Here is a 20,710-nt window from a genome sequence, read left to right as displayed (position 1 = left end):
CGCGACCTCGGTGACCGTCTTCTCCGAGGACAACGCCAGGGCGACCGCGTCCCGCTTGAACTCGGTCGTGTACCGCTTGCTCATATTGCTCTTGTTGCTCACTACCTGTGACTGCTTCCTCCAGGACCATCCGTCCCAGTATCAAGCTGTCCAGCCGACAGGGGGAACCTCACGCGGACCGGAGCCGGGCGGGTGCCCCGGCCGTGCTCCTGCCCGTGACCGCGGGAGCCTTCGCCGGACCCGCCGCGAACGCGGCACCCGCCCCGCAGGACCCGCCCTTAGGGCCTGGCGCCGTTCTGCGCCCCGAGGCCGAAGTGGTCGCCCTGCGAGGCTCCCCGGTGTGCCTCGTCGCGCAGGCGGAGGGCGACGCGCAGACTCCCTGCCCCGGCGGGGTGGCGATGGCGAAGTGTCTCGGACGAGGACAGGTGAACGCATGAAACGCGAGCAGGGAATGCGAAGCACGAGGAGTACCGGGAATGCTGGGTGGGCACGCCGTGCCCGAACCGCCCTTGGCGCAGGGCTGGCGCTGGCCGGGGTGGCGTGCGGGATGGAATCGGCACTCGCCTCGCCCACATCGGCGCCGGCACCCGCGCCCGCCGACGGCGGTGTCCGGGCGTATGACGTCGCCGGCTATCACGTCAAGGTCACTTATGACCCCGGCTCATCACAGTTGGAAGGCGATACGGAGGTCGCTGCGGAGGCCACCGCGGATCTCGCGCGATTCGATATGGACCTCGCGCTGACGGCCCGCTCGGTCGAGATCGACGGCAAGCCCGCGAAGAGTTTCGCGAAATCCGGAGACGGAAGCGTCACCGTCATCCCTGAGGAGAAGATCGAAAAGGGCCGGACATTCCAGGTCCGTGTCCGCTACGACGGGAATCCGGGCCACGACAACCCGAGCTGGGCCAAGAGCGAGGACGGCAGCGTCATCACGGTCCTGGCCCCCGTGGGCACCTGGTTCCCCGGGAACGACAACCAGGACGACACGGCGGACTTCCAGTTGTCGGCGACCGTGCCACATGGCTGGACCGCCGTCTCCAGCGGCCAGGAGGAGCCGGTACGGCGAGACGGCGCCTGGTCCACCTTCCACTGGAGTTCCACGGATCCCCTGCCCGCGAACCGGGCACTTCTCGGAGTCGGAAAGTGGGACGTCGAGCGGACGAAGCTCAGCGACGGAACACCCCTCACAACGGTCTACAGTGCGGGCAGGAAGGGGGAGTTCAAGAAGTACGCCGACCAGCAGCAGAAGATGATGGACTTCCTCACTCAGAAGTTCGGGGATTATCCGTACGGCACGCTGGTGAGCTTCTTCCTCGACCTGGCGTCCGACGACGTCCCGAATCTCGCGAGTCAGGGGGCCGTGATATTCCCGAACGCCGAGGACGAGCGCTTCTTCGACTCCACTGTCGTGGCACATGAGTTGGCGCACCAGTGGTACGGAATGCTGGTGGAGGAGGCACATCAGCGGGACATGTGCCTGAGTGAGTGCTTCGCGTCGTACGCTCAGTGGATGTGGCCGGAGTTCAGCGGGCAGCAGGACCTGGACGCGAAGTACCGGCAGGAGATCGAGCAGTACAAGTCCGACGATGAGTTCTGGAAGCAGAAGCTCTCCGACGGCGCGGGCGTCTACACAAAGGGCCCGATCATGCTCCACGCGCTGCGACGGCAGATCGGCGAAGCCGCGTTCGGCGAGGTGCTGAAGCAGTGGCCGGCTCGATACAGCGGCAAAGCCCCTGTATGGGCCGAGATGGAGAAGCTGGTCCAGGAGGTGTCCGGGCAGGACCTCCAGGGCTTCTTCGACGCCTGGATCCGCAGTGACCGGATCCCCGAGGATGCCTACCTCTGGCCGGGCACGCTGAAGCCCGGGGCGACGGCTCTGTCACGTAGCTGAGTGACGGAGAAGACCGCACCCGGTCCGTGATGGACGCCGTTCTCGGCGGCCTGCGGACCGGGTGCGGACCAGTAGGGAGTCTGACCAGCGAAACCGCGGGTCGGACGGCCCGACCAGAGATCAGGCCTTCTTGGTCTCCCAGAAGATCTTGTCGATCTGGGCGATGTAGTCCAGGGCCTTCTGGCCGGTCGCCGGGTCCGTGGAGCCCTTGGCGGCCGACAGGGCCTTCAGGGTGTCGTTGACCAGCTGGTGCAGCTCCGGGTACTTCTCGAAGTGCGGGGGCTTGAAGTAGTCGCTCCACAGCACGGAGACATGGTGCTTCGCCAGCTCGGCGCGCTGCTCCTTGATCACCGTGGCGCGGGTCTGGAAGTGCGGGTCGTCGTTGGCGGCCATCTTCTCCTGGACGGCCTTCACCGACTCCGCCTCGATGCGGGCCTGGGCCGGGTCGTACACGCCGCAGGGCAGGTCGCAGTGGGCGCTGACCTTGACCTTGGGGGCAAACAGGCGGGAAAGCATGGAGCGTTTCCTTCCTCGTGATCGTCTTCTCACACTGGACATTACTCCGTGGCGGACGGCTTTTCGCGGGTGCCCCCGCGGGCTTAGGACAAAAGTCCGGGGTCACACTGGGACTGGTGGAGGAAGAACCGGGAGGTGCCGGGAGATGCCGGAGCTGTCGCAGGACGCGGAGCGGGGGAGGGCGCCGCTGCCCTTCGGGGTGGCCGAGGTGACCGGGCCGTCGATGGTGCCCACGCTGCACCACGGGGACCGGCTGCTGGTGCACTACGGGGCCAGGGTCAGACGCGGTGATGTGATCGTGCTGCGGCATCCGTTCCAGCAGGACCTGCTGGTCGTGAAGCGGGCCGCCGAGCGGCGCGACGGCGGCTGGTGGGTGCTCGGGGACAACGCCTACGCCGGCGGGGACAGCACCGACTACGGCGTGGTCCCCGACGAGCTGGTACTGGGCCGGGTCCGCTTCCGCTACCGGCCGCGCACGCCGGAGCGGCGTTCACCGCTGGCCGTGGTGGGCTGGGCGCTGTCGTCGGCCCGGCCGGTGCTCTCCGCCCGGTCGGCCTCCAGGCGTTTGCGGGCGCGGTAGGCGGCCACGTTGGCGCGGGTGGCGCAGCGGTCGGAGCAGTAGCGGCGGGAGCGGTTGGTCGAGGTGTCCAGATAGGCGTTGCGGCAGGGCGCCGCCTCGCACAGGCCGAGCCGGTCCACGCCGTACTCGGTGAGATGGAAGGCGAGACCCATGGCGGCGGTGGCGGCGTAGCCCGCGGTCGCGTTGGACGGGTGGTCGGCCAGGTGCATGTGCCACAGGGGGCGGCCGTCGTCGTCGCGGAAGTCGTGGCCGGAGATCTGCGGGCTGACCGGGAACTCCAGCAGCAGCGAGTTCAGCAGGTCGACGGCGAGGGTCTCGTCGCCCCCGTCCGCCGCCTCGAAGACCGAGCGCAGCCTGCCCCGGACCGAGCGGAACCGCGTCACATCGGCGTCGGTCGTGCGCCGGGCGGCCGACTGGTTCCCGCCGAACAGGTCGCGGACGGCCTCGACCGAGGTCAGCGTGTCCTTTCCCCGGGCCGGTTCCTCGGTGTTGACGAGACGCACGGCGTAGTCCGAGTAATAGGCCAGTTCCACTTGTAGTCCTTACGTGGTGGATCTATCGTCAGAAGCGCGGTCTTGTAACAGACGGCCGTGGCACAAGGGTATTACGTGACGTGGACGAGAGAGGGCCTCATGACGGACGCGCGCACCACCACGGCCGCCACCGACTGGCACGCCTGGCAGGAGAGCTGGGACCGGCAGCAGGAGTGGTACATGCCCGACCGCGAGGAGCGGTTCCGGGTCATGCTCGACATGGTCGAGGCCCTCGCCGGCACCGCCCCGCGCGTGCTGGACCTGGCCTGCGGCACCGGCACCATCACCGCCCGGCTGCTCGCCCGTCTCCCCGGCGCCACCAGCACCGGCGTCGATCTTGACCCGGCACTGCTGGCCATCGCCGAGGGCACCTTCGCGGGGGACGAGCGGGTCACGTTCGTCACCGCCGACCTCAAGGACCCCGGCTGGGCGGACGCCCTGCCGTACGACTCCTACGACGCCGTACTGACCGCGACCGCGCTCCACTGGCTGCACCAGGAACCGCTCGCGGACCTCTACGGGCACATCGCGGGGCTGACCCGCGACGGCGGTGTCTTCATGAACGCGGATCACATGATCGACGAGGCGACGCCCCGGATCAACGCGGCCGAGCGGGCGCAGCGCCATGCCCGTATGGACCGGGCCAGGGCCGACGGCGCCCTGGACTGGGCCGAGTGGTGGCAGCTCGCGGCGCAGGACCCGGTCCTCGCCGAGCCGACGGCCCGCCGCTTCGAGATCTACGGCGAACACGCCGACGGCGACATGCCGTCCGCGGCGTGGCACGCGCGCGTGCTGCGCGAGAAGGGGTTCGCCGAGGCGCGGCCGGTGTGGTGCTCGCCGTCGGACACCCTGCTGCTGGCGCTGAAGTAACGCACGGGTGGAGGGCGGTACGGAAGATCCGTACCGCCCTCCACCCGTGCGCGGGACCGCGGTCAGAGCACCTTGGACAGGAACGACTTGGTGCGCTCGTGCTGGGGGTCGGTCAGCACCTCACGCGGGTTGCCGGCCTCGACCACCACGCCGTCGTCCATGAACACCAGGCTGTCGCCCACCTCGCGGGCGAAGCCCATCTCGTGGGTGACGACGACCATCGTCATGCCCGACTCGGCGAGGTCGCGCATGACGTCGAGGACGTCACCGACCAGCTCCGGGTCGAGGGCCGAGGTCGGCTCGTCGAAGAGCATCAGCTTGGGATCCATGGCGAGCGCCCTGGCGATCGCCACCCGCTGCTGCTGGCCGCCGGAGAGCTGCGAGGGGTAGTTTTTGGCCTTGTCACCGAGACCCACCCGCTCCAGGAGACTCATCGCACGCTCCCGCGCCTGCCCCCTGCTGACGCCTCTGACCTGGACGGGCGCCTCCATGACGTTCTCGACGGCCGTCATGTGCGGGAACAGGTTGAAGCGCTGGAAGACCATACCGATGTCCCGGCGCTGCAGAGCGACCTCGCTGTCCTTGAGCTCGTACAGCTTGTCACCCTTCTGGCGGTAGCCGACCAGCTCGCCGTCGACGTACAGACGGCCCGCGTTGATCTTCTCCAGGTGGTTGATGCACCGCAGGAAGGTCGACTTGCCGGAACCGGAGGGGCCGATGAGGCAGAACACCTCGCCGTTCCTGACCTCCAGGTCGATGCCCTTGAGGACCTGGACCGCGCCGAAGGACTTGTGGACGCCCTCGGACTTCACCATGGCCGTCATACCCTGCTGCTCCTCTCGCGGCTGAAGGCCATCATGTTGGTCCTGATCTTCTGCCACGGGGTCTGCGGCAGGTTGCGGGACGAACCGCGTGCGAAGCGGCGTTCCAGGTAGAACTGACCGACGCTGAAGACGCTGGTGATGACCAGGTACCAGATGCACGCCACGAAGAGCATCTCCATCACGGCGTACGACGTGGAGCCGATGGTCGAGGTGGCGCGCAGCAGTTCGTTGTACGTCACCGCATATACCAGTGACGAGGTCTTCAGCATGTTGAGGAACTCGTTGCCGGTCGGCGGCACGATCACGCGCATCGCCTGCGGGATCACGATGCGCCGCAGCGTCTTGCCCTGGCTCATGCCGAGCGCGTGCGAGGCCTCGGTCTGTCCCTCGTCGACGGACGTCAGACCCGCGCGGCAGATCTCCGCCATGTACGCCGCCTCGTTCAGGCCAAGACCCAGCAGGGCCGCCATGAACGGCGTCATGACGTCGACCATCTCGTCCTTGTAGAACGGGCCGAGGTTCAGCATCGGGAAGATCAGCGCCAGGTTGAACCACACCAGAAGCTGCACGTAGACCGGCGTACCGCGGAAGAACCAGATGTAGAGCCAGGCCACCCAGCTCGTCACCGGGTTCTTCGACAGCCGCATCACGGCCAGGATCACACCGAGGACCACACCCATGATCATCGCCAGGACGCTGATCAGCAGGGTACGGCCGGCACCGGCGAGGACGGTGCCGTCGAACACGTAGTCGCCGACGGCCTGCCACTGGATCTTCTCGGCGGTGGCGAAGGCGTTGACGAGCAGGGCCACCAGCGCCAGCACGACGACACCGCTGACCCACCGGCCGTAGTGGCGCACCGGGATGGCCTTGATCTCGGAGGGCGGCACGGTGGCCGCGTCCTCCTTGGAGACGGCGGGCGCCGGGCGGGCGCCGGCCGTCTCCTTGTCGAATTTGTCAGTCACGGTGACTGCCCTTCAGTACGTGCTCGGGGCGTCACTTGCCGCCGTTGATCGTGGCCTTTTCGATGGCGCCGGTCTCGGCGCCCCACTTGGCCAGGATCTCCTTGTAGGTGCCGTCCTCGATGATCGCGTTGACGGCCGCCTCCAGGGCCTCGGTGAGCTCCTTGTTGTCCTTGTTCACCGCGATGCCGAACGGACCGGCGTCCACCTGCTCACCGACGATCTCGAAGGCATTGCCGTCGTCCGCCTTGCGGGCCAGGTCGACCGCGACCGGGTAGTCGTTGACACCGGCGACCGCGCCGCCCGACTTCACGCGGGTCTGGGCCTCGGTGTCGTTCTCGAACGACTGGATCGTGATCTTCTTCTCGCCCGCGTCCGTGCACTTCTCGGACTGGTCCTGCAGCGCCTTCTCGTAGGTGGTGCCACGCTGCACGGCGGCCGGCTGACCGCACAGGTCCTCGATGGAGTTGATCCCCTTCGGGTTGCCCTTCTGCACGTACACGGCGGTGCCGGCGACGAAGTAGTCGACGAAGTCGACACCCGGGCCGAGCTTCTTGCCCTTGTCGTCCAGGCCCTCCTGGCGCTGCTTGTTGTCCGTGATGGACGACATCGCGATGTCGTAGCGGCCCGAGTTCAGCGAGGTGATCAGACCGTCGAAGGAGCCCGAGGTGAACTCGACCTCGACGCCCAGCTTCTCGCCCAGCGCGGCGGCGAGGTCGGGGTCGACACCGACGATCTTGCCGCCCTCCTGGAACTCCATCGGGGCGTACTCGGCGTTGGTGCCGGCCTTCAGGACGCCCGCGTCCTGGATCTTCTTGGGCAGCTTGTCGAACAGGGGGGCGGAGCTGGACTTGTCCTTCTCCGCGCTGCCTCCGCTGCCGCTGTCGTCGGTCTGGTCACCGCAGCCGGTGAGAAGCAGTGCGCCTGCGACCGCGATCGCGCCGACCGCCGCAAGACGGGAGTGCGCGGCGGTGGTACGACGGGTGATACGTGCGGTCATGGTGGGGTTCCTCCGGCGGATGGGTGGAGTTGCCGATGGGGCCGGCGGCTGCCGGTGCGGCATCGCCGTGGGTCGTCGGGAGCACACACCTTCGAGTGCCGCGACCTCGTGTGATTACCGCATCTTGCCATTCGGACTGCGCCGCTCAGGGGTCTCCCGATGTCAAAATCGGATAACGGGTCGCGCTCGAACCGGCCCAGTGCGGTACATCACGGCCGGACAGTCTGTGGGAATTCACCATTCCGGCGGGAAGATCTCCGGTGTCGACCATGCTATGGAGGTCACGGGAGGGATGGCTGGTGGTATTTGTAGGGTTACTGGAGGTTCATCCCGGTCTTGTCCTGATATCGGACGAGTTTTCCGGGTGTCGGCGTGTGACCTTCACGTTATGGACTCGTCGCCGAAGGCCCCCGTCCGGTAAGAAGGTTCTTTACACCCCTCATCCGGGGCTCGAGGGCGCGTGTGCGGCGCGCCCGTCGCGTCTGGCCCGTACGCACAACCCCTCCGGGCCTTGCGCGGTCCCGCCCACCCCTCACCAGGAGTGGCAACCCTCAACCGTAAATACTTAAGGGGTAGAACCAAGTGGCAGCGGAGATTGTCAATCCTCGCAGCGACAGCGAAAGCCGGAACGGTCACAAGGAACCGGAGAGCGGGCCGGAGCCCCTGGATTCCTTCGATCCGGCGTTCGCGCTGCACCGCGGCGGCAAGATGGCCGTGCAGGCCACCGTGCCGATCCGCGACCGGGACGATCTGTCCCTGGCCTACACGCCCGGCGTCGCGAAGGTGTGCAGCGCGATCGCCGAGCAGCCGGACCTGGTCCACGACTACACGTGGAAGTCGCAGGTCGTCGCCGTCGTGACGGACGGTACGGCCGTGCTCGGGCTCGGGGACATCGGGCCCGAGGCCTCCCTCCCGGTGATGGAGGGCAAGGCCATCCTCTTCAAGCAGTTCGGCGGCGTGGACGCGGTCCCGATCGCGCTGGACTGCACCGGCGTCGACGAGATCGTCGAGACCGTGGTCCGGCTCGCCCCGTCCTTCGGAGGGGTGAACCTGGAGGACATCTCCGCCCCCCGGTGCTTCGAGATCGAGCGTCGGCTGCAGGAGCGGCTGGACATCCCGGTCTTCCACGACGACCAGCACGGCACCGCGGTCGTGTCGCTGGCGGCGCTGCGGAACGCGGCGCGGCTGAGCGGGCGCGCGCTGGGCGAGCTGCGGGCCGTGATCTCGGGCGCCGGCGCCGCGGGGGTCGCGATCGCCAGGATGTTGGTCGAGGCCGGCATCGGGGACGTCGCCGTGGCGGACCGCAGGGGCGTCGTGTCGGCCGACCGCGACGACCTCACGCCGGTCAAGGCGGAGCTGGCGTCGTTCACCAACAAGGCCGGCCTCTCCGGATCGCTGGAGTCGGCCCTGGCCGGGGCCGACGTGTTCATCGGTGTCTCCGGCGGCACGGTGGCGGAGCCGGCGGTGGCGTCGATGGCCGAGGGCGCGTTCGTCTTCGCCATGGCCAACCCGGAGCCGGAGGTGCACCCGGAGGTCGCGCACAAGTACGCGGCCGTCGTGGCCACCGGCCGGTCGGACTTCCCGAACCAGATCAACAACGTGCTGGCGTTCCCCGGGATCTTCGCGGGCGCGCTGCAGGTGCGGGCCTCCCGGATCACCGAGGGGATGAAGCTGGCGGCGGCCGAGGCACTGGCCTCGGTGGTCGGTGACGATCTCGCCGCCGACTACGTCATCCCGTCCCCCTTCGACGAGCGGGTCGCCCCCGCGGTGACGGCCGCCGTGGCCGCGGCCGCCCGGGCCGAGGGCGTCGCCCGCCGCTGAGGCGGATGTGTTCTCGTCGGCCCCGTCCGGGTACGGACGGGGCCGGCTCTCTTTCCGGGGGGCCACCCCGGAGGTCCGGGGCCGGGCGGGCGGCAGCCGCCGCCGTGCGGCGCGGGGCGGCCGGCAAGAGGGCGTGTGTCACAGCGGGCCCTGGTTCCCCCGGCGGGCCGGGGACCCTATCGTCAAGGTCATGTTCGCTGTCTACGCCGCCCGAATCGACCGCGACCAGCCGCTCGGCGGTCTGGAGTCGGGGGAGCGTCCCGCTCCCGAGACCCGCCCCGGCTGGAGCACCGTCACGGTCAAGGCCGCCTCCCTCAACCACCACGACCTCTGGTCCCTGCGCGGCGTCGGCCTCGCGGAGGACAAGCTGCCGATGATCCTCGGCTGCGACGCCGCGGGTGTCGACGCGGACGGCAACGAGGTCGTCCTGCACTCGGTGATCGGCCAGACCGGTCACGGCGTGGGGCCCAGGGAGCCCCGGTCCATCCTGACCGAGCGCTACCCCGGCACCTTCGCCGAGCAGGTCGCCGTGCCCACCTGGAACATCCTGCCCAAGCCGAAGGAGCTTTCCTTCGAGGAGGCGGCCTGCCTGCCGACCGCCTGGCTGACGGCGTACCGGATGCTGTTCACCAATGCCGGGGTCCGGCCCGGTGACTCCGTGCTGGTGCAGGGGGCCGGAGGCGGTGTCGCGACGGCCGCCATCGTGCTCGGCAAGGCGGCCGGGCTGCGGGTCTTCGCCACCAGCCGGGACGAGGCCAAGCGCAGGCGGGCGCTGGAGCTCGGCGCCGTGGAGGCGGTGGAGCCCGGTGCGCGGCTGCCCCAGCGGGTCGACGCGGTCATCGAGACCGTGGGGGCCGCCACCTGGTCCCACTCGGTGAAGTCGCTGCGCCCCGGCGGCACGCTGGTGATCTCCGGGGCCACCAGTGGCGACCGGCCCTCGCACGCCGAGCTGACCCGGGTCTTCTTCCTGGAACTGAAGATCGTCGGATCGACGATGGGGACCAAGGACGAACTGGAGGACCTGCTCTCCTTCTGCGCCGCCACGGGTGTCCGTCCGGTCATCGACGAGGTGCTGCCGATGGACCGGGCGAGGGAGGGCTTCGAGCGGATGGAGGCCGGGGGGCAGTTCGGGAAGATCGTGCTCACCGGTTCCTGAGAAGCGGGTGTGCGTGGCGACGGCCGGTCCGGGTCTCCGGGCCGGCCGTCGGCTTGTCAACTGGGGTTGACGGCGGCGCGGCGTCAACGTACGTTGACGCCATGACTGAGGCAACCGACCTCGCCGAACGGGCGGGCGACCGTGACCCGCGGATCGGTCTGCGGGCCGTCGCCGCGCTGCGCAGACTGCTGGAGCAGCTGGAGGCCGTGCAGGTGCGCAACGCGCGCAACCAGGGCTGGTCGTGGCAGGAGATTGCCACCGAACTCAAGGTCAGCAGGCAGGCCGTGCACAAGAAGTACGGGAGGCATTGATGTTCGAGCGGTTCACGAAGGACGCCCGGGATGTGGTGAAGGGGGCGGTCGAGCATGCCGAAAGGGCGGAGGCGGGAACCGTCGACGCGGGGCACCTGCTGCTCGCGCTGCTGGACCGGGAGGCGAGCCGCGCGTCCTTCGCGCTGGCGGTGCTCGGGGCGGACGAACGCAGGGAGTCGGCCCGGCAGGCCCTGGAGGACGCCCGGCGCCGAGCCGGTCTCTCCCGGGCCGAGACCGACGCGCTCGCCGGGCTGGGGATCGACGTCTCGGAGATCGTCGCCCGGGTGGAGGAAACCCACGGGATCGGATCGATGTCCGGCCACCGCAGGGACAAGGGGTGGTGGGCTGGGCGCCGCAGCTTCGGCCGGGACGCCAAGGACGTGCTCGAGGGGGCCCTGCGTGTCGCCGTGGACCGGCGGGACCGGCACATCGGCGACGAGCACATCCTGCTCGCCCTCACCTCCCGCCCCGGCGTCCCCGCCGAGGTGCTCGCCGACCACGGAGTGACCTACGAGTCCGTCACCCGGGTGCTGTACGGCAGCGGCGGGAGCGCCAAGGCGGGCTGAGGGCGGGCCGGCGGCGGCTCAGGACTGCGGGGAACGCAGCGTCTTCGCTATCCGGGCCGCCGCCGCGGACAGATGGCCGCGGGCGTCACGGAGCTGGTCCGCGGTGACGCCGTGGTCGCGGGCCGAGTCCCGGATGTCGTCCCGGAAGCGGTCCAGCAGGCGGTCGAGGTCGCGGACGGGGTCGCCGGTGGAGTCCGCCGCGTCCTCGTGAGCCCAGGCCGGGGTGTAGTCGGCGGGGAAGTCCTCGGGGGTCTGGGAGTACGACGGCCCGGAGGGTTTGCCGGTGGCTCCGCCGGAGGGTCCCGTGCCGGTGCGGCCGAAGGCGAAGTCCTTGCCGAACCCGCCCATCTCCTTGACCAGTTCGCCCAGGCCCTCGCGCAGTCCCGTCGGCCAGTCGCCCCGGGCGAAGTGGTCCTGCACCTGCTCCTGGACCTGCCGCATGATGCGCTGCACCTCCTCCTGCGCCTTGTCCTGGGCCTCCTTGGCCTGACGGCGTGCGCGCTGGGCCTCCTCACGGGAGCGGCGGCTCTCGTCCTTGGCGCGCCGGGCCTGCTCCTTCCATTCCTGCTTGGCGCGGCGCATCTCCTCCTTCGCGGCGCGCCAGGCGTCCTTGTCACCGAAGACCGTGAAGTCGCCGAGGAAGCTCTCGTCCTCGGTGGACGTCCCGTCGGCGCGGGACTGGCGGGACTGGCGGGACTGACGGGCCCGGCCGGCCGCTGCCCGCATCTCACGGCGCAGATCGCCCGCGGCGCCGCTGACGTCCGCCCGGATCTCGGCGGCCAATTCGGCGACCGACTCCCGGATCTCCAGCTCCAGGTCGGCCAGTTCGCCGCTGCGGTCCGCGAGTTCGGCGCGGCCGGCGTCGGTGATGGCGTACACCTTGCGGCCGCCCTCGGTGGTGTGGGTGACGAGGCCTTCCGCCTCCAGTTTGGCCAGGCGGGGGTAGACCGTGCCCGCCGAGGGTGCGTACAGCCCCTGGAAGCGCTCTTCGAGGAGGCGGATCACCTCGTAGCCGTGGCGCGGTGCCTCGTCCAGCAGCTTCAGCAGGTAGAGGCGGAGGCGTCCGTGAGCGAAGACGGGGGGCATGTCAGAGCACCTTCTTGTCGGTCGTACCGGCATTGTCACCCGCGCCGGCCTGCGGGTCCGGTGCGCCGTGCTGGTCCTGATGGCTGGGCCGGCGCGGATCGTCCTCGCCGGGCGGGCGGCGCAGCAGGGCTATGGAACCGGAGACGGTGGTGGCGCGCAGTCTGCCGCTGCCCGCGCCCAGGCGGCCGCTGAGCTTGTGGGCGCCCCACTGGCCCTGGACCCGGAGACTGTCGAAGGCGTTGGAGATCGCGCCGCTGGCGGTGTTGGCCTCGACCTCGGCGTCCGCCGGGTCGGGCAGCCGGACGGCGATCTCGCCCGAGACGCTGGTCAGTTTCACGTCGGTGGGGCCGTCGGGGTCGAGGTCCACGATCATGGAGCCGCTGACCGTGTCCGCCCGCACGGAGGGGCCGGAGCCCTCGACGACGGTGAGGTCGCCGGAGACGGAGGCGAAGCGGAGGTCGCCGGTGACGGACTGGGCCTCCACGCTGCCGGACACGGTGTCCGCGCGGACGGGGCCGGAGAGGGCGACCAGGGTGGTCTCGCCCGCGACGCCCTTCACCGCGGCGGGGCCGCGGATGCCGGAGACGACGGCGGTGGCGCCGACCACGCCGACCTCGACGCGGGTCTCGGCGGGGACGGCCAGGGAGACGACCGCGCTGCGGCGCCAGCCCTTGCGGTCGAGCCACTTGAGGAAGCCCTTCCATGGCAGGTCGTCGTAGGCCACCGTGAGGGTGCCGTCCTTCTGGGTCACCGTCAGGGGCGGGCCGTCGATCTCGGAGACCTCCAGGCGGGCGGAGGCCTTGTCGGTGCCCACGACGTTGACCGTGCCGTTGACGATGCGTACGTGGAGATCGGTCACGGGGGCGTCGAAGGTGAGCGTGGTGGGCTCCGCTACGGACGACTCGGGCATGGTGGGGGCCTCCTGGGGGTGTGACCCGATGGCACACTGACGCGCCATATCGCGTCTTACGCTATTCACGATATATCGCGGGAGGTGAAAGTCAAGGCACTCGTCGGGGTGAGCGGCTGGGCGCGGGTGGCCGTGCGGGCGCGTGCGTGCGTGCGGTGCTGGGCCGGGCCGGGTGGGTTGTGCGGCCCGGTGCTTCACCGGTGGCCCCGCGACCGGGGCCGGGCGGGGGGCGGTTGCGCAGCCCGGCGCTTGCGGGGTGCCGTCGCGCCCACCCGTGCCGCCCTGCGGCACGATCGCCCGCGGGTGCGGTGCCGGTGGTGAGGAGGGTGGGCCGGCTGCGGTGGGGGGAGGTGATGACCGTCGTCGCGCCCAGGATGAGGGGGCGCGCGGGGGGCGGCGCGGTGTGAAGGGGCCGGAGGTACGGAGGGATGCTCGCGGGAGTGAGCGGGGCGGCCGGGAGCCCGGGGCTTCAGGGCCGGGCGGGGGTCAGTCGTCGTCCTCGTCGTCCAGGCGGGCCAGCCAGGTGGCCAGGCGCTCCACCGGCACCTCGAAGTCCGGGTTGAGGTCGACGAACGTCCTCAGCTGCTCGGCCAGCCACTCGAAGGTGACTTCCTCCTCGCCGCGCCGCTTCTCCAGTTCCTCGATGCCACGGTCCGTGAAGTACATGAGGACAAGGATATGTGCGGGGAAACGAGAGGGCCGCACCCCCCGTGAAGAGGAGTGCGGCCCACGCGTACGGCTGCTGGTCAGGCCTCGAAGACCTCGCGCACCAGCTGCTCCTGCTCGGCCTGGTGGCGCTTGGCGGAGCCGACCGCCGGCGACGAGCCGTGCGGCCGCGAGATGCGGCGCAGACGCTCGTCGTGCGGGAGGTCGGCGCCGACCGACAGGTCGAGGTGGTCGATCAGGTTGAGCGCGATGAACGGCCAGGCACCCTGGTTCGCCGGCTCCTCCTGGGCCCACAGGTACTTCTCGGCGTTCGGGTACTTCTTGATCTCCGCCTGGAGCTCCGCACCCGGCAGCGGGTACAGGCGCTCGATGCGGATGATCGCCGTATTGGCGGCCTCGGCGTCCGTCGCGCCGCGCTTCTGCCGCTCGGCCTCGAGGTCGTAGTAGACCTTGCCGGCCGTGAAGACGACCTTCTTGACCGCGGCCGGGTCGACCGAGGTGTCACCGATGACCGGGCGGAACTGGCCCGTGGTGAACTCCTCCGCCTTCGCCGCCGCGGCCTTCAGACGCAGCATCGACTTCGGGGTGAAGACGACCAGCGGCTTGTGGTGCGGGTTGTGCGCCTGCCAGCGCAGAAGGTGGAAGTAGTTCGCCGGCGACGTCGGCATCGCGACCGTCATGTTGTTCTGCGCGCAGAGCTGCAGGAACCGCTCGGGACGCGCCGAGGAGTGGTCCGGGCCCTGACCCTCGTAGCCGTGCGGGAGGAGCAGGACCACACCGGAGGTCTGGGCCCACTTCTGCTCCGCCGAGGAGATGAACTCGTCCACGACCGTCTGCGCGCCGTTGACGAAGTCACCGAACTGCGCCTCCCACAGCACGAGCGCGTCGGGGCGGGCCAGCGAGTAGCCGTACTCGAAGCCCATCGCCGCGTACTCGGACAGCAGGGAGTTGTAGACGTTCAGCCGCGACTGGTCCTCGGAGAGGTACTGCAGCGGCGTGTACTCCTCGCCCGTGCTGCGGTCGATGATGACCGCGTGGCGCTGGCCGAAGGTGCCGCGCTGGGAGTCCTGGCCGGCGAGGCGCACCGGGACGCCGTCCAGGAGCAGCGAGCCGAGGGCGAGGGTCTCGCCCATGCCCCAGTCGATGGTGCCGTCCTCGACCATCGCCGCCCGGCGCTGCAGCTGCGGCAGCAGGCGCGGGTGGACGGTGATGTGGTCGGGGATGTTCACCTGGGACTCGGCGATCCGCTTGACGGTCTCCGTGGTCACCGCGGTGTTCACGGCGACCGGGAACTCGGCCTGCGGCTCCGGGTGCTCGACCGCGGACGGCTGAGAGGTGGCCTCACGGACCTCCGTGAAGACCTTCTCCAGCTGTCCCTGGTAGTCCTGGAGCGCCTGCTCGGCCTCCTCCAGGGTGATGTCGCCGCGACCGATGAGGGACTCGGTGTAGAGCTTGCGCACCGAGCGCTTCTTGTCGATCAGGTCGTACATCAGCGGCTGGGTGAAGGCCGGGTTGTCCGACTCGTTGTGACCGCGGCGGCGGTAGCAGATGAGGTCGATCACCACGTCCTTGTTGAACGCCTGGCGGAACTCGAAGGCCAGGCGCGCGACGCGCACGACGGCCTCCGGGTCGTCGCCGTTCACGTGGAAGATCGGGGCCTCGATCATGCGGGCCACGTCGGTGGCGTACATCGAGGAGCGCGAGGACTCCGGCGCCGCGGTGAAGCCGACCTGGTTGTTGATGACGACGTGGACCGTGCCGCCGGTGCGGTAGCCGCGCAGCTGCGACATGTTCAGGGTCTCGGCCACCACGCCCTGGCCCGCGAAGGCCGCGTCGCCGTGGATCGCCACCGGCAGGACGGTGAAGTCCGTGCCGCCCTTGCCGATGATGTCCTGCTTGGCGCGGGCGACGCCCTCCAGGACCGGGTCGACCGCCTCCAGGTGCGAGGGGTTGGCGACCAGGGAGACCTTGATCTGCTCGCCGTCCAGGCCGGTGAAGGTGCCCTCGGCGCCCAGGTGGTACTTCACGTCGCCGGAGCCGTGCATCGACTTCGGGTCGAGGTTGCCCTCGAACTCGCGGAAGATCTGCGCGTACGACTTGCCGACCACGTTGGCCAGCACGTTCAGCCGGCCGCGGTGGGCCATGCCGATGACGACCTCGTCCAGCCGGGACTCGGCCGCCGAGTCCAGCACCGCGTCGAGCAGCGGGATGACGGACTCGCCGCCCTCCAGGGAGAAGCGCTTCTGGCCGACGTACTTGGTCTGCAGGAAGGTCTCGAAGGCCTCCGCCGCGTTCAGCCGGCGCAGGATGCGCAGCTGCTCCTCGCGCTCCGGCTTGGTGTGCGAGCGCTCGATGCGGTCCTGGATCCACTTGCGCTGCTTGGGGTCCTGGATGTGCATGAACTCGACGCCCGTGGTGCGGCAGTACGAGTCGCGCAGCACGCCGAGGATGTCGCGCAGCTTCATCAGGGACTTGCCGGCGAAGCCGCCGACGGCGAACTCGCGCTCCAGGTCCCACAGGGTGAGGCCGTGCTCGACGATGTCCAGGTCGGGGTGCTTGCGCTGGCGGTACTCCAGCGGGTCGGTGTCGGCCATGACGTGGCCGCGGACCCGGTAGGAGTGGATCAGCTCGAAGACCCGGGCGGCCTTGGTGACGTCGTCGTCGTGGGAGGCGTCGATGTCCTTGAGCCAGCGGACCGGCTCGTAGGGGATGCGCAGCGCCTCGAAGATCTCGTCGTAGAAGCCGTTCTCGCCGAGCAGCAGGTTCGCCACCGAGCGGAGGAACTCGCCGGAGGCGGCGCCCTGGACCACCCGGTGGTCGTAGGTCGACGTGAGCGTCATGACCTTGGAGATGCCGAGCTTGTTCAGGGTGTCCTGGCTGGTGCCCTGGAACTCCGCCGGGTAGTCCATCGAGCCGACGCCCAGGATGACCGACTGGCCGGGCATGAGGCGCGGCACGGAGTGGACGGTGCCGAGGCCGCCGGGGTTGGTCAGGGAGACCGTGACACCGGTGAAGTCGTCCATCGTCAGCTTGTTGTCGCGGGCGCGGCGGACGATGTCCTCGTAGGCCTGCCAGAACTCGAAGAAGTTCAGCGACTCGGCCTTCTTGATGGCCGCGACGACCAGCTGGCGGTCGCCGTTGGGCTTCACCAGGTCGATGGCCAGACCGAGGTTGATGTGCTCCGGCTTCACCAGGGTCGGCTTGCCGTCCACCCGGGCGAACGAGTGGTTCATCCCGGGCATGGCCTTGATGGCCTGCACCATCGCGTAGCCGATGAGGTGGGTGAAGGAGATCTTCCCGCCCCGGGCCCGCTTGAGGTGGTTGTTGATGACGATGCGGTTGTCGAACAGCAGCTTCACCGGCAGCGCGCGCACGGACGTGGCCGTGGGCAGCTCCAGGGAGGCGTCCATGTTCTTCGCCACGGCGGCGGACGGACCGCGCAGGGTCACCTGCTCGGCGCCGCTCTTCGCCGCACCGGAGGGCCCGGCCTTGGGCTCCGCCTTGGCCGCGGCCTTCGGCTGGGCCGCGGCCGGCTTCGCGGCGGGCGCCGCGGCCTTCGCCGGAGCCGCGGCCGGAGCCGGTGCCTTGGCGGTGGCCGGCGCGGGAGCGGCGGCAGTGGACCGGCCGGCCGCAGGAGCGGGCGCGGCCTGCTGCTCCGGGGCGGCCGGGGTGGTGGCGGTTCCCGCGGCCCCCGCGGCCGCGTTACCCGCCGGTGCCGAGGTCGCGGGTGCGCCCGGCTTGTAGTCGGCGAAAAAGTCCCACCAGGCTCGGTCCACCGAGTTCGGGTCCTGGAGGTACTGCTGGTAGATCTCGTCGACGAGCCATTCGTTGGCACCGAAGGCCGCAGCGGGGTTCCTGCCCGCTTGGTCGGTGTCGGTCGAGATGCTCGAGTTACTGGGGGACTGTGGCGACACGGCGTCAACCGCCCTCTTCCGCTTCGCAAGATGATGGACAGCGGAAATAAAGGCTACGCCCCCTCGGGCCGGAAGGTCAGGCCGGGCCCGTTCATCGTCGCGTAAGTCACATCCCCGCACGTGTTTCGGCGCGAGAAATGGCGGGAAACAAGCGTGGTTCCGGTTCTTCCGGTGGATTCAGGGATCGCTCGGCCCGGACCCGACGCGCAGTGCACGCGGGTCTGAGCCCCGGTCACACGTGTCCGTCAGCGCGAACACGGCGCGGCCTTGCGGCTCCGCTTCGAACTTTACGTCAACTTGGTACGGATGACGTTCCCGGAAGAGTGATGAGAATCCGGCATCCCCGCTCGGATTCGGCCACTCCGATCCGGCCGCCGTGCAGATCGACGGCCCAGCGGGCGATCGCGAGGCCGAGACCGGTGCCGCCGTCGCTGCCCGGGCCGTGCGGCCGGTTGACGTTGCCGCGGTTGAACCGCTCGAAGACCCGGTGCCACTCGGTCCGCGGAATGCCCGGGCCCTCGTCCAGCACCTCGATCTCCAGGGAGTCCGGCAGGTCGCCGCGGCGCGCCCGGACCGTCACCCGGCCGTGCGGCGGACTGTGCTTGACGGCGTTGTCGATCAGGTTGGAGACGACCTGGTGGATGCGTTCCGGGTCGGCGTGCGCGGTGAGCTCCGGCGGCGACACGTCGAGGTGGAGATGGACGTCCGTACGGGTGTGGCTGCCGGATCCGGAGGCCATGCCCGCGCGGGCGGAGGCGACCATGTTGGCCTCCTTGAGCACGCCGGACAGGTACGGCCACACCTCGAAACGGCGCCTTCTCAGCGGGACGACCCCGTTGTCCAGGCGGGACAGGTCCAGCAGCGTCTCCACGAGACGGCCGAGCCGCTCGGTCTGCTTCAGGGCCGTGCGCATCGTCTCGGGATCGGCCTGTGTGACGCCGTCGACGATGTTCTCCAGTACCGCGCGGAGCCCCGCGATGGGCGTGCGCAGCTCGTGCGAGACGTTGGCCACCAGCTCCTTGCGGCGGCGGTCCTGGGCCTCCAGCTCGTCCGCCATCACGTTGATCGTCTGGGCCAGGTCGCCCAGCTCGTCCCGGCGGTTCTCCCGCACCCGGCGGGTGTAGTCGCCGTGCGAGATGGACCGGGCCACGGCGTTCATGTCGTCGAGCGGCGCGGTGAGCGAGTGGGCCACGAACTGCGTGATGAGGAGGGTGGCGATCATCGAGAAGACCGTGATGAAGCGCAGCTCCGTCTTGGTGTTCACGGCGACCACCGACAGTCCCGTGGTGATCAGGACGGAGACGACGACCAGCGCGCCCAGCTTGGTCTTGATCGAGAACGGACGCACACCGCCCCAGGGCGGGGTGCCCCCGGGACCATCGCGTCCGGCCGGACCGCCGGTCATGGGTTCGGCGTCTCCAGGGCGTAGCCCACACCGTGCACGGTACGGATCCGCTCGGCGCCGATCTTCCGGCGCAGTGCCTTGATGTGGCTGTCGACCGTACGGGTGCCGGAGGCGTCCGCCCAGTCCCAGACCTCGGCCAGCAGCTGCTCGCGCGAGAGCACCGCGCGCGGTGTGTTCGCCAGGCACACCAGGAGGTCGAACTCGGTGGGCGTCAGATGGACGTCCTCGCTGCGCACCCGCACCCTGCGCTGCGCGTGGTCGATCTCCAGTTCGCCGAGGCGCAGGATGCCGCTGCGCGGTGTGGTGGCCGCGAGGGCCGCGCGCTCCATCCGGCGCAGCAGCACATGCACGCGTGCCGCCAGCTCCCGCATGGAGAACGGCTTCGTCATGTAGTCGTCGGCGCCGACGCCCAGCCCGACCAGCATGTCGGTCTCGTCGTCCCGCGCGGTGAGCATCATGACCGGCACCGGCCGCTGGGCCTGCACACGCCGGCAGACCTCCAGGCCGTCGAAGCCGGGCAGCATGATGTCGAGGATCAGCAGGTCGGGCTGCCAGGCCTCCGCGGTGTCCACCGCCGACGGGCCGTCGCCGGCCGTTTGCACCAGGAATCCCTCGGCGCGAAGGCGGGTCGCGATGGCGTCCACGATCGTCGCGTCGTCCTCGACCACCAGGATGCGGCGCTGAGCGCCGGGTGTGGCCGTGGCCGTGCCGTTGTGGGAGGTCTGTGTCTGCTCCATCGCCCGCCCCTGAGGTGTGCTTTTTCCGGAATCCGTGGGGTGATCCGTCGTCTGCGCATCACTGCGATTGACGCTTGAATGATCCGCGTCAGGGCAGCAGCGTACGGGGATTCACCGTGGCTTTGCTATCCAGGGCGGACTCCGATGTGCACGACGTCCGGAACGCCCCGGGCAACCGGGATCTCTTCGGTACGCACCTGCCGGAATCCGGCATTCCGCATGGTTCCCTCGAATTCCGGGGACGGCCTGGCCGACCAGACCGCGAGCACCCCGTGCGGATTCAACACCCGCGCACAGGCCTTGAGTCCGCCCGCGGAATAGAGCCCCTCATTGTCCTCGGTGACGGTCCAGCCGGGCCCGTTGTCGATGTCGAGACACAGTGCGTCGAACGTGTCGGACGTCTCATGCACGTAGGCGAGAAGGTCCGTCTCGACGATCTGCGCGCGGGGGTCGGCGAGGGCCCGCGCGGAGAGCTCGGACAGCGGTCCGGCGCGGTGCCACTCGATGACGGCCGGCTCCCGCTCCACCACGGTGATCCGTCCCCAGCGGGGCTGCCCCGCCGCGTGCGCGAGCGAGAAGCCCACTCCGAGACCGCCGATCAGGACCCGCGGGTCCGCGACGCGCGCGCCGAGGGCGGCCAGTGCGGCGTCGACCAGCCGCCGCTCCGAACGGCCGTCGGAGGTGTCCATCAGGAAGCAGCCGTTGGCGATGATCTGCAGCAGGCCGCCGTGCCTGCGCAGCACGACCTCGCCGTACGGGCCCTCGCGGCGGTCCAGGACTTCGGGGGCTTCGGGTGCTTCGGGAATGCCGTACCGGGTGGACATGCGTTCATCCTGACAGCTCCGTTTTCACGGGGGGTCATGGCCTTCCGGACCCCGCCCACGGTGATCGCTCAGAGCGAACGCGCCCCCGGGAACATTCGGCGGCTCCCTCGCATTGAGTCGGCATAGCTCAACTTGACT

At 69.8% G+C, this 20,710-nt stretch carries 19 protein-coding genes; 7 read left to right on the top strand and 12 right to left on the bottom strand.

Annotated elements, in window-relative coordinates; genetic code table 11:
• Nucleotides 1–547 precede the first annotated feature (547 nt).
• The gene (locus tag HTV45_RS21530) at nucleotides 548–1,891 is read left to right on the top strand and encodes a M1 family aminopeptidase (RefSeq protein ID WP_215207466.1); all 1,344 of its coding nucleotides are present in this window, start codon (nucleotides 548–550) and stop codon (nucleotides 1,889–1,891) included.
• Between the two features lie 120 nt (nucleotides 1,892–2,011).
• On the opposite strand, the gene sodN is transcribed toward HTV45_RS21530, so the two are convergent.
• Complete coding sequence (gene sodN, locus HTV45_RS21525) at nucleotides 2,012–2,407, bottom strand: superoxide dismutase, Ni (protein WP_215207465.1); 396 nt, start codon at nucleotides 2,405–2,407, stop codon at nucleotides 2,012–2,014.
• 145 nt (nucleotides 2,408–2,552) lie between these two features.
• Between sodN and sodX the strand changes: the two genes are divergently transcribed.
• Nucleotides 2,553–2,987, top strand: a complete 435-nt coding sequence (gene sodX, locus HTV45_RS21520; protein WP_215207464.1) for a nickel-type superoxide dismutase maturation protease — start codon at nucleotides 2,553–2,555, stop codon at nucleotides 2,985–2,987.
• Here sodX and HTV45_RS21515 read toward each other — a convergent pair.
• A complete protein-coding gene (locus HTV45_RS21515) occupies nucleotides 2,870–3,520 on the bottom strand; it encodes an ABATE domain-containing protein (protein WP_215207463.1) in 651 nt (216 codons plus the stop codon). The genes sodX and HTV45_RS21515 overlap by 118 nt on opposite strands.
• A gap of 99 nt (nucleotides 3,521–3,619) precedes the next feature.
• Here HTV45_RS21515 and HTV45_RS21510 point away from each other — a divergent pair, with 99 nt between their 5' ends.
• On the top strand, nucleotides 3,620–4,390 hold the full coding sequence (locus HTV45_RS21510; protein ID WP_215207462.1) for a trans-aconitate 2-methyltransferase: 771 nt from the start codon (nucleotides 3,620–3,622) through the stop codon (nucleotides 4,388–4,390).
• 62 nt (nucleotides 4,391–4,452) lie between these two features.
• Here the strand turns inward: HTV45_RS21510 and HTV45_RS21505 are convergent, their stop codons facing one another.
• From HTV45_RS21505 to HTV45_RS21495, 3 genes are read right to left on the bottom strand one after another with little or no spacing between them, the layout of a single operon-like run.
• A complete protein-coding gene (locus HTV45_RS21505; protein ID WP_285899671.1) occupies nucleotides 4,453–5,214 on the bottom strand; it encodes an amino acid ABC transporter ATP-binding protein in 762 nt (253 codons plus the stop codon).
• Nucleotides 5,211–6,179 carry an amino acid ABC transporter permease gene (locus HTV45_RS21500; protein ID WP_215207461.1) on the bottom strand — a complete coding sequence of 323 codons (969 nt, stop codon included), beginning with the start codon at nucleotides 6,177–6,179 and terminating at the stop codon, nucleotides 5,211–5,213. Before HTV45_RS21500 ends, HTV45_RS21505 begins: the two co-directional genes overlap by 4 nt.
• 31 nt (nucleotides 6,180–6,210) lie before the next feature.
• A complete protein-coding gene (locus HTV45_RS21495) occupies nucleotides 6,211–7,176 on the bottom strand; it encodes an ABC transporter substrate-binding protein (RefSeq protein WP_215207460.1) in 966 nt (321 codons plus the stop codon).
• 582 nt (nucleotides 7,177–7,758) lie between these two features.
• Between HTV45_RS21495 and HTV45_RS21490 the strand changes: the two genes are divergently transcribed.
• From HTV45_RS21490 to HTV45_RS21475, 4 genes are all read left to right on the top strand, one after another.
• The gene (locus HTV45_RS21490) at nucleotides 7,759–8,997 is read left to right on the top strand and encodes an NADP-dependent malic enzyme (RefSeq protein ID WP_215207459.1); all 1,239 of its coding nucleotides are present in this window, start codon (nucleotides 7,759–7,761) and stop codon (nucleotides 8,995–8,997) included.
• Between the two features lie 190 nt (nucleotides 8,998–9,187).
• A complete protein-coding gene (locus HTV45_RS21485; protein ID WP_215207458.1) occupies nucleotides 9,188–10,153 on the top strand; it encodes a zinc-binding dehydrogenase in 966 nt (321 codons plus the stop codon).
• 101 nt (nucleotides 10,154–10,254) lie between these two features.
• Entirely contained in the window at nucleotides 10,255–10,464 is a 210-nt protein-coding gene (locus HTV45_RS21480) for an HTH domain-containing protein (protein ID WP_215207457.1), read from the top strand.
• Nucleotides 10,464–11,030, top strand: coding sequence for a Clp protease N-terminal domain-containing protein (locus HTV45_RS21475; protein ID WP_215207456.1), 567 nt, complete (start codon nucleotides 10,464–10,466; stop codon nucleotides 11,028–11,030). Before HTV45_RS21480 ends, HTV45_RS21475 begins: the two co-directional genes overlap by 1 nt.
• An 18-nt stretch (nucleotides 11,031–11,048) precedes the next feature.
• On the opposite strand, the gene HTV45_RS21470 is transcribed toward HTV45_RS21475, so the two are convergent.
• From HTV45_RS21470 to HTV45_RS21440, 7 genes are all read right to left on the bottom strand, one after another.
• Nucleotides 11,049–12,116, bottom strand: a complete 1,068-nt coding sequence (locus HTV45_RS21470; RefSeq protein ID WP_215207455.1) for a helix-turn-helix transcriptional regulator — start codon at nucleotides 12,114–12,116, stop codon at nucleotides 11,049–11,051.
• 1 nt (nucleotide 12,117) lies between these two features.
• Nucleotides 12,118–13,026: a DUF4097 family beta strand repeat-containing protein gene (locus HTV45_RS21465; RefSeq protein WP_215207454.1), complete on the bottom strand. Its 909-nt coding sequence runs from the start codon at nucleotides 13,024–13,026 to the stop codon at nucleotides 12,118–12,120.
• A 486-nt stretch (nucleotides 13,027–13,512) separates the two neighbouring features.
• The gene (locus tag HTV45_RS21460; RefSeq protein WP_030049542.1) at nucleotides 13,513–13,692 is read right to left on the bottom strand and encodes a DUF6104 family protein; all 180 of its coding nucleotides are present in this window, start codon (nucleotides 13,690–13,692) and stop codon (nucleotides 13,513–13,515) included.
• Between the two features lie 80 nt (nucleotides 13,693–13,772).
• A complete protein-coding gene (locus tag HTV45_RS21455; RefSeq protein ID WP_215207453.1) occupies nucleotides 13,773–17,606 on the bottom strand; it encodes a multifunctional oxoglutarate decarboxylase/oxoglutarate dehydrogenase thiamine pyrophosphate-binding subunit/dihydrolipoyllysine-residue succinyltransferase subunit in 3,834 nt (1,277 codons plus the stop codon).
• A 292-nt stretch (nucleotides 17,607–17,898) separates the two neighbouring features.
• Nucleotides 17,899–19,011 carry an ATP-binding protein gene (locus HTV45_RS21450; protein ID WP_215207452.1) on the bottom strand — a complete coding sequence of 371 codons (1,113 nt, stop codon included), beginning with the start codon at nucleotides 19,009–19,011 and terminating at the stop codon, nucleotides 17,899–17,901.
• Complete coding sequence (locus HTV45_RS21445) at nucleotides 19,008–19,748, bottom strand: response regulator transcription factor (RefSeq protein WP_215207451.1); 741 nt, start codon at nucleotides 19,746–19,748, stop codon at nucleotides 19,008–19,010. The genes HTV45_RS21450 and HTV45_RS21445 overlap by 4 nt, the downstream gene beginning before the upstream one ends.
• 125 nt (nucleotides 19,749–19,873) lie before the next feature.
• Complete coding sequence (locus HTV45_RS21440; RefSeq protein WP_215207450.1) at nucleotides 19,874–20,572, bottom strand: spermidine synthase; 699 nt, start codon at nucleotides 20,570–20,572, stop codon at nucleotides 19,874–19,876.
• Nucleotides 20,573–20,710 lie beyond the last annotated feature (138 nt).

It is taken from the genome of Streptomyces sp. CHD11 (assembly GCF_018638295.1).
In the GTDB taxonomy this organism is placed as follows: Bacteria; Actinomycetota; Actinomycetes; order Streptomycetales; family Streptomycetaceae; genus Streptomyces.
This window is presented reverse-complemented; position numbering and strand designations above follow the sequence as displayed.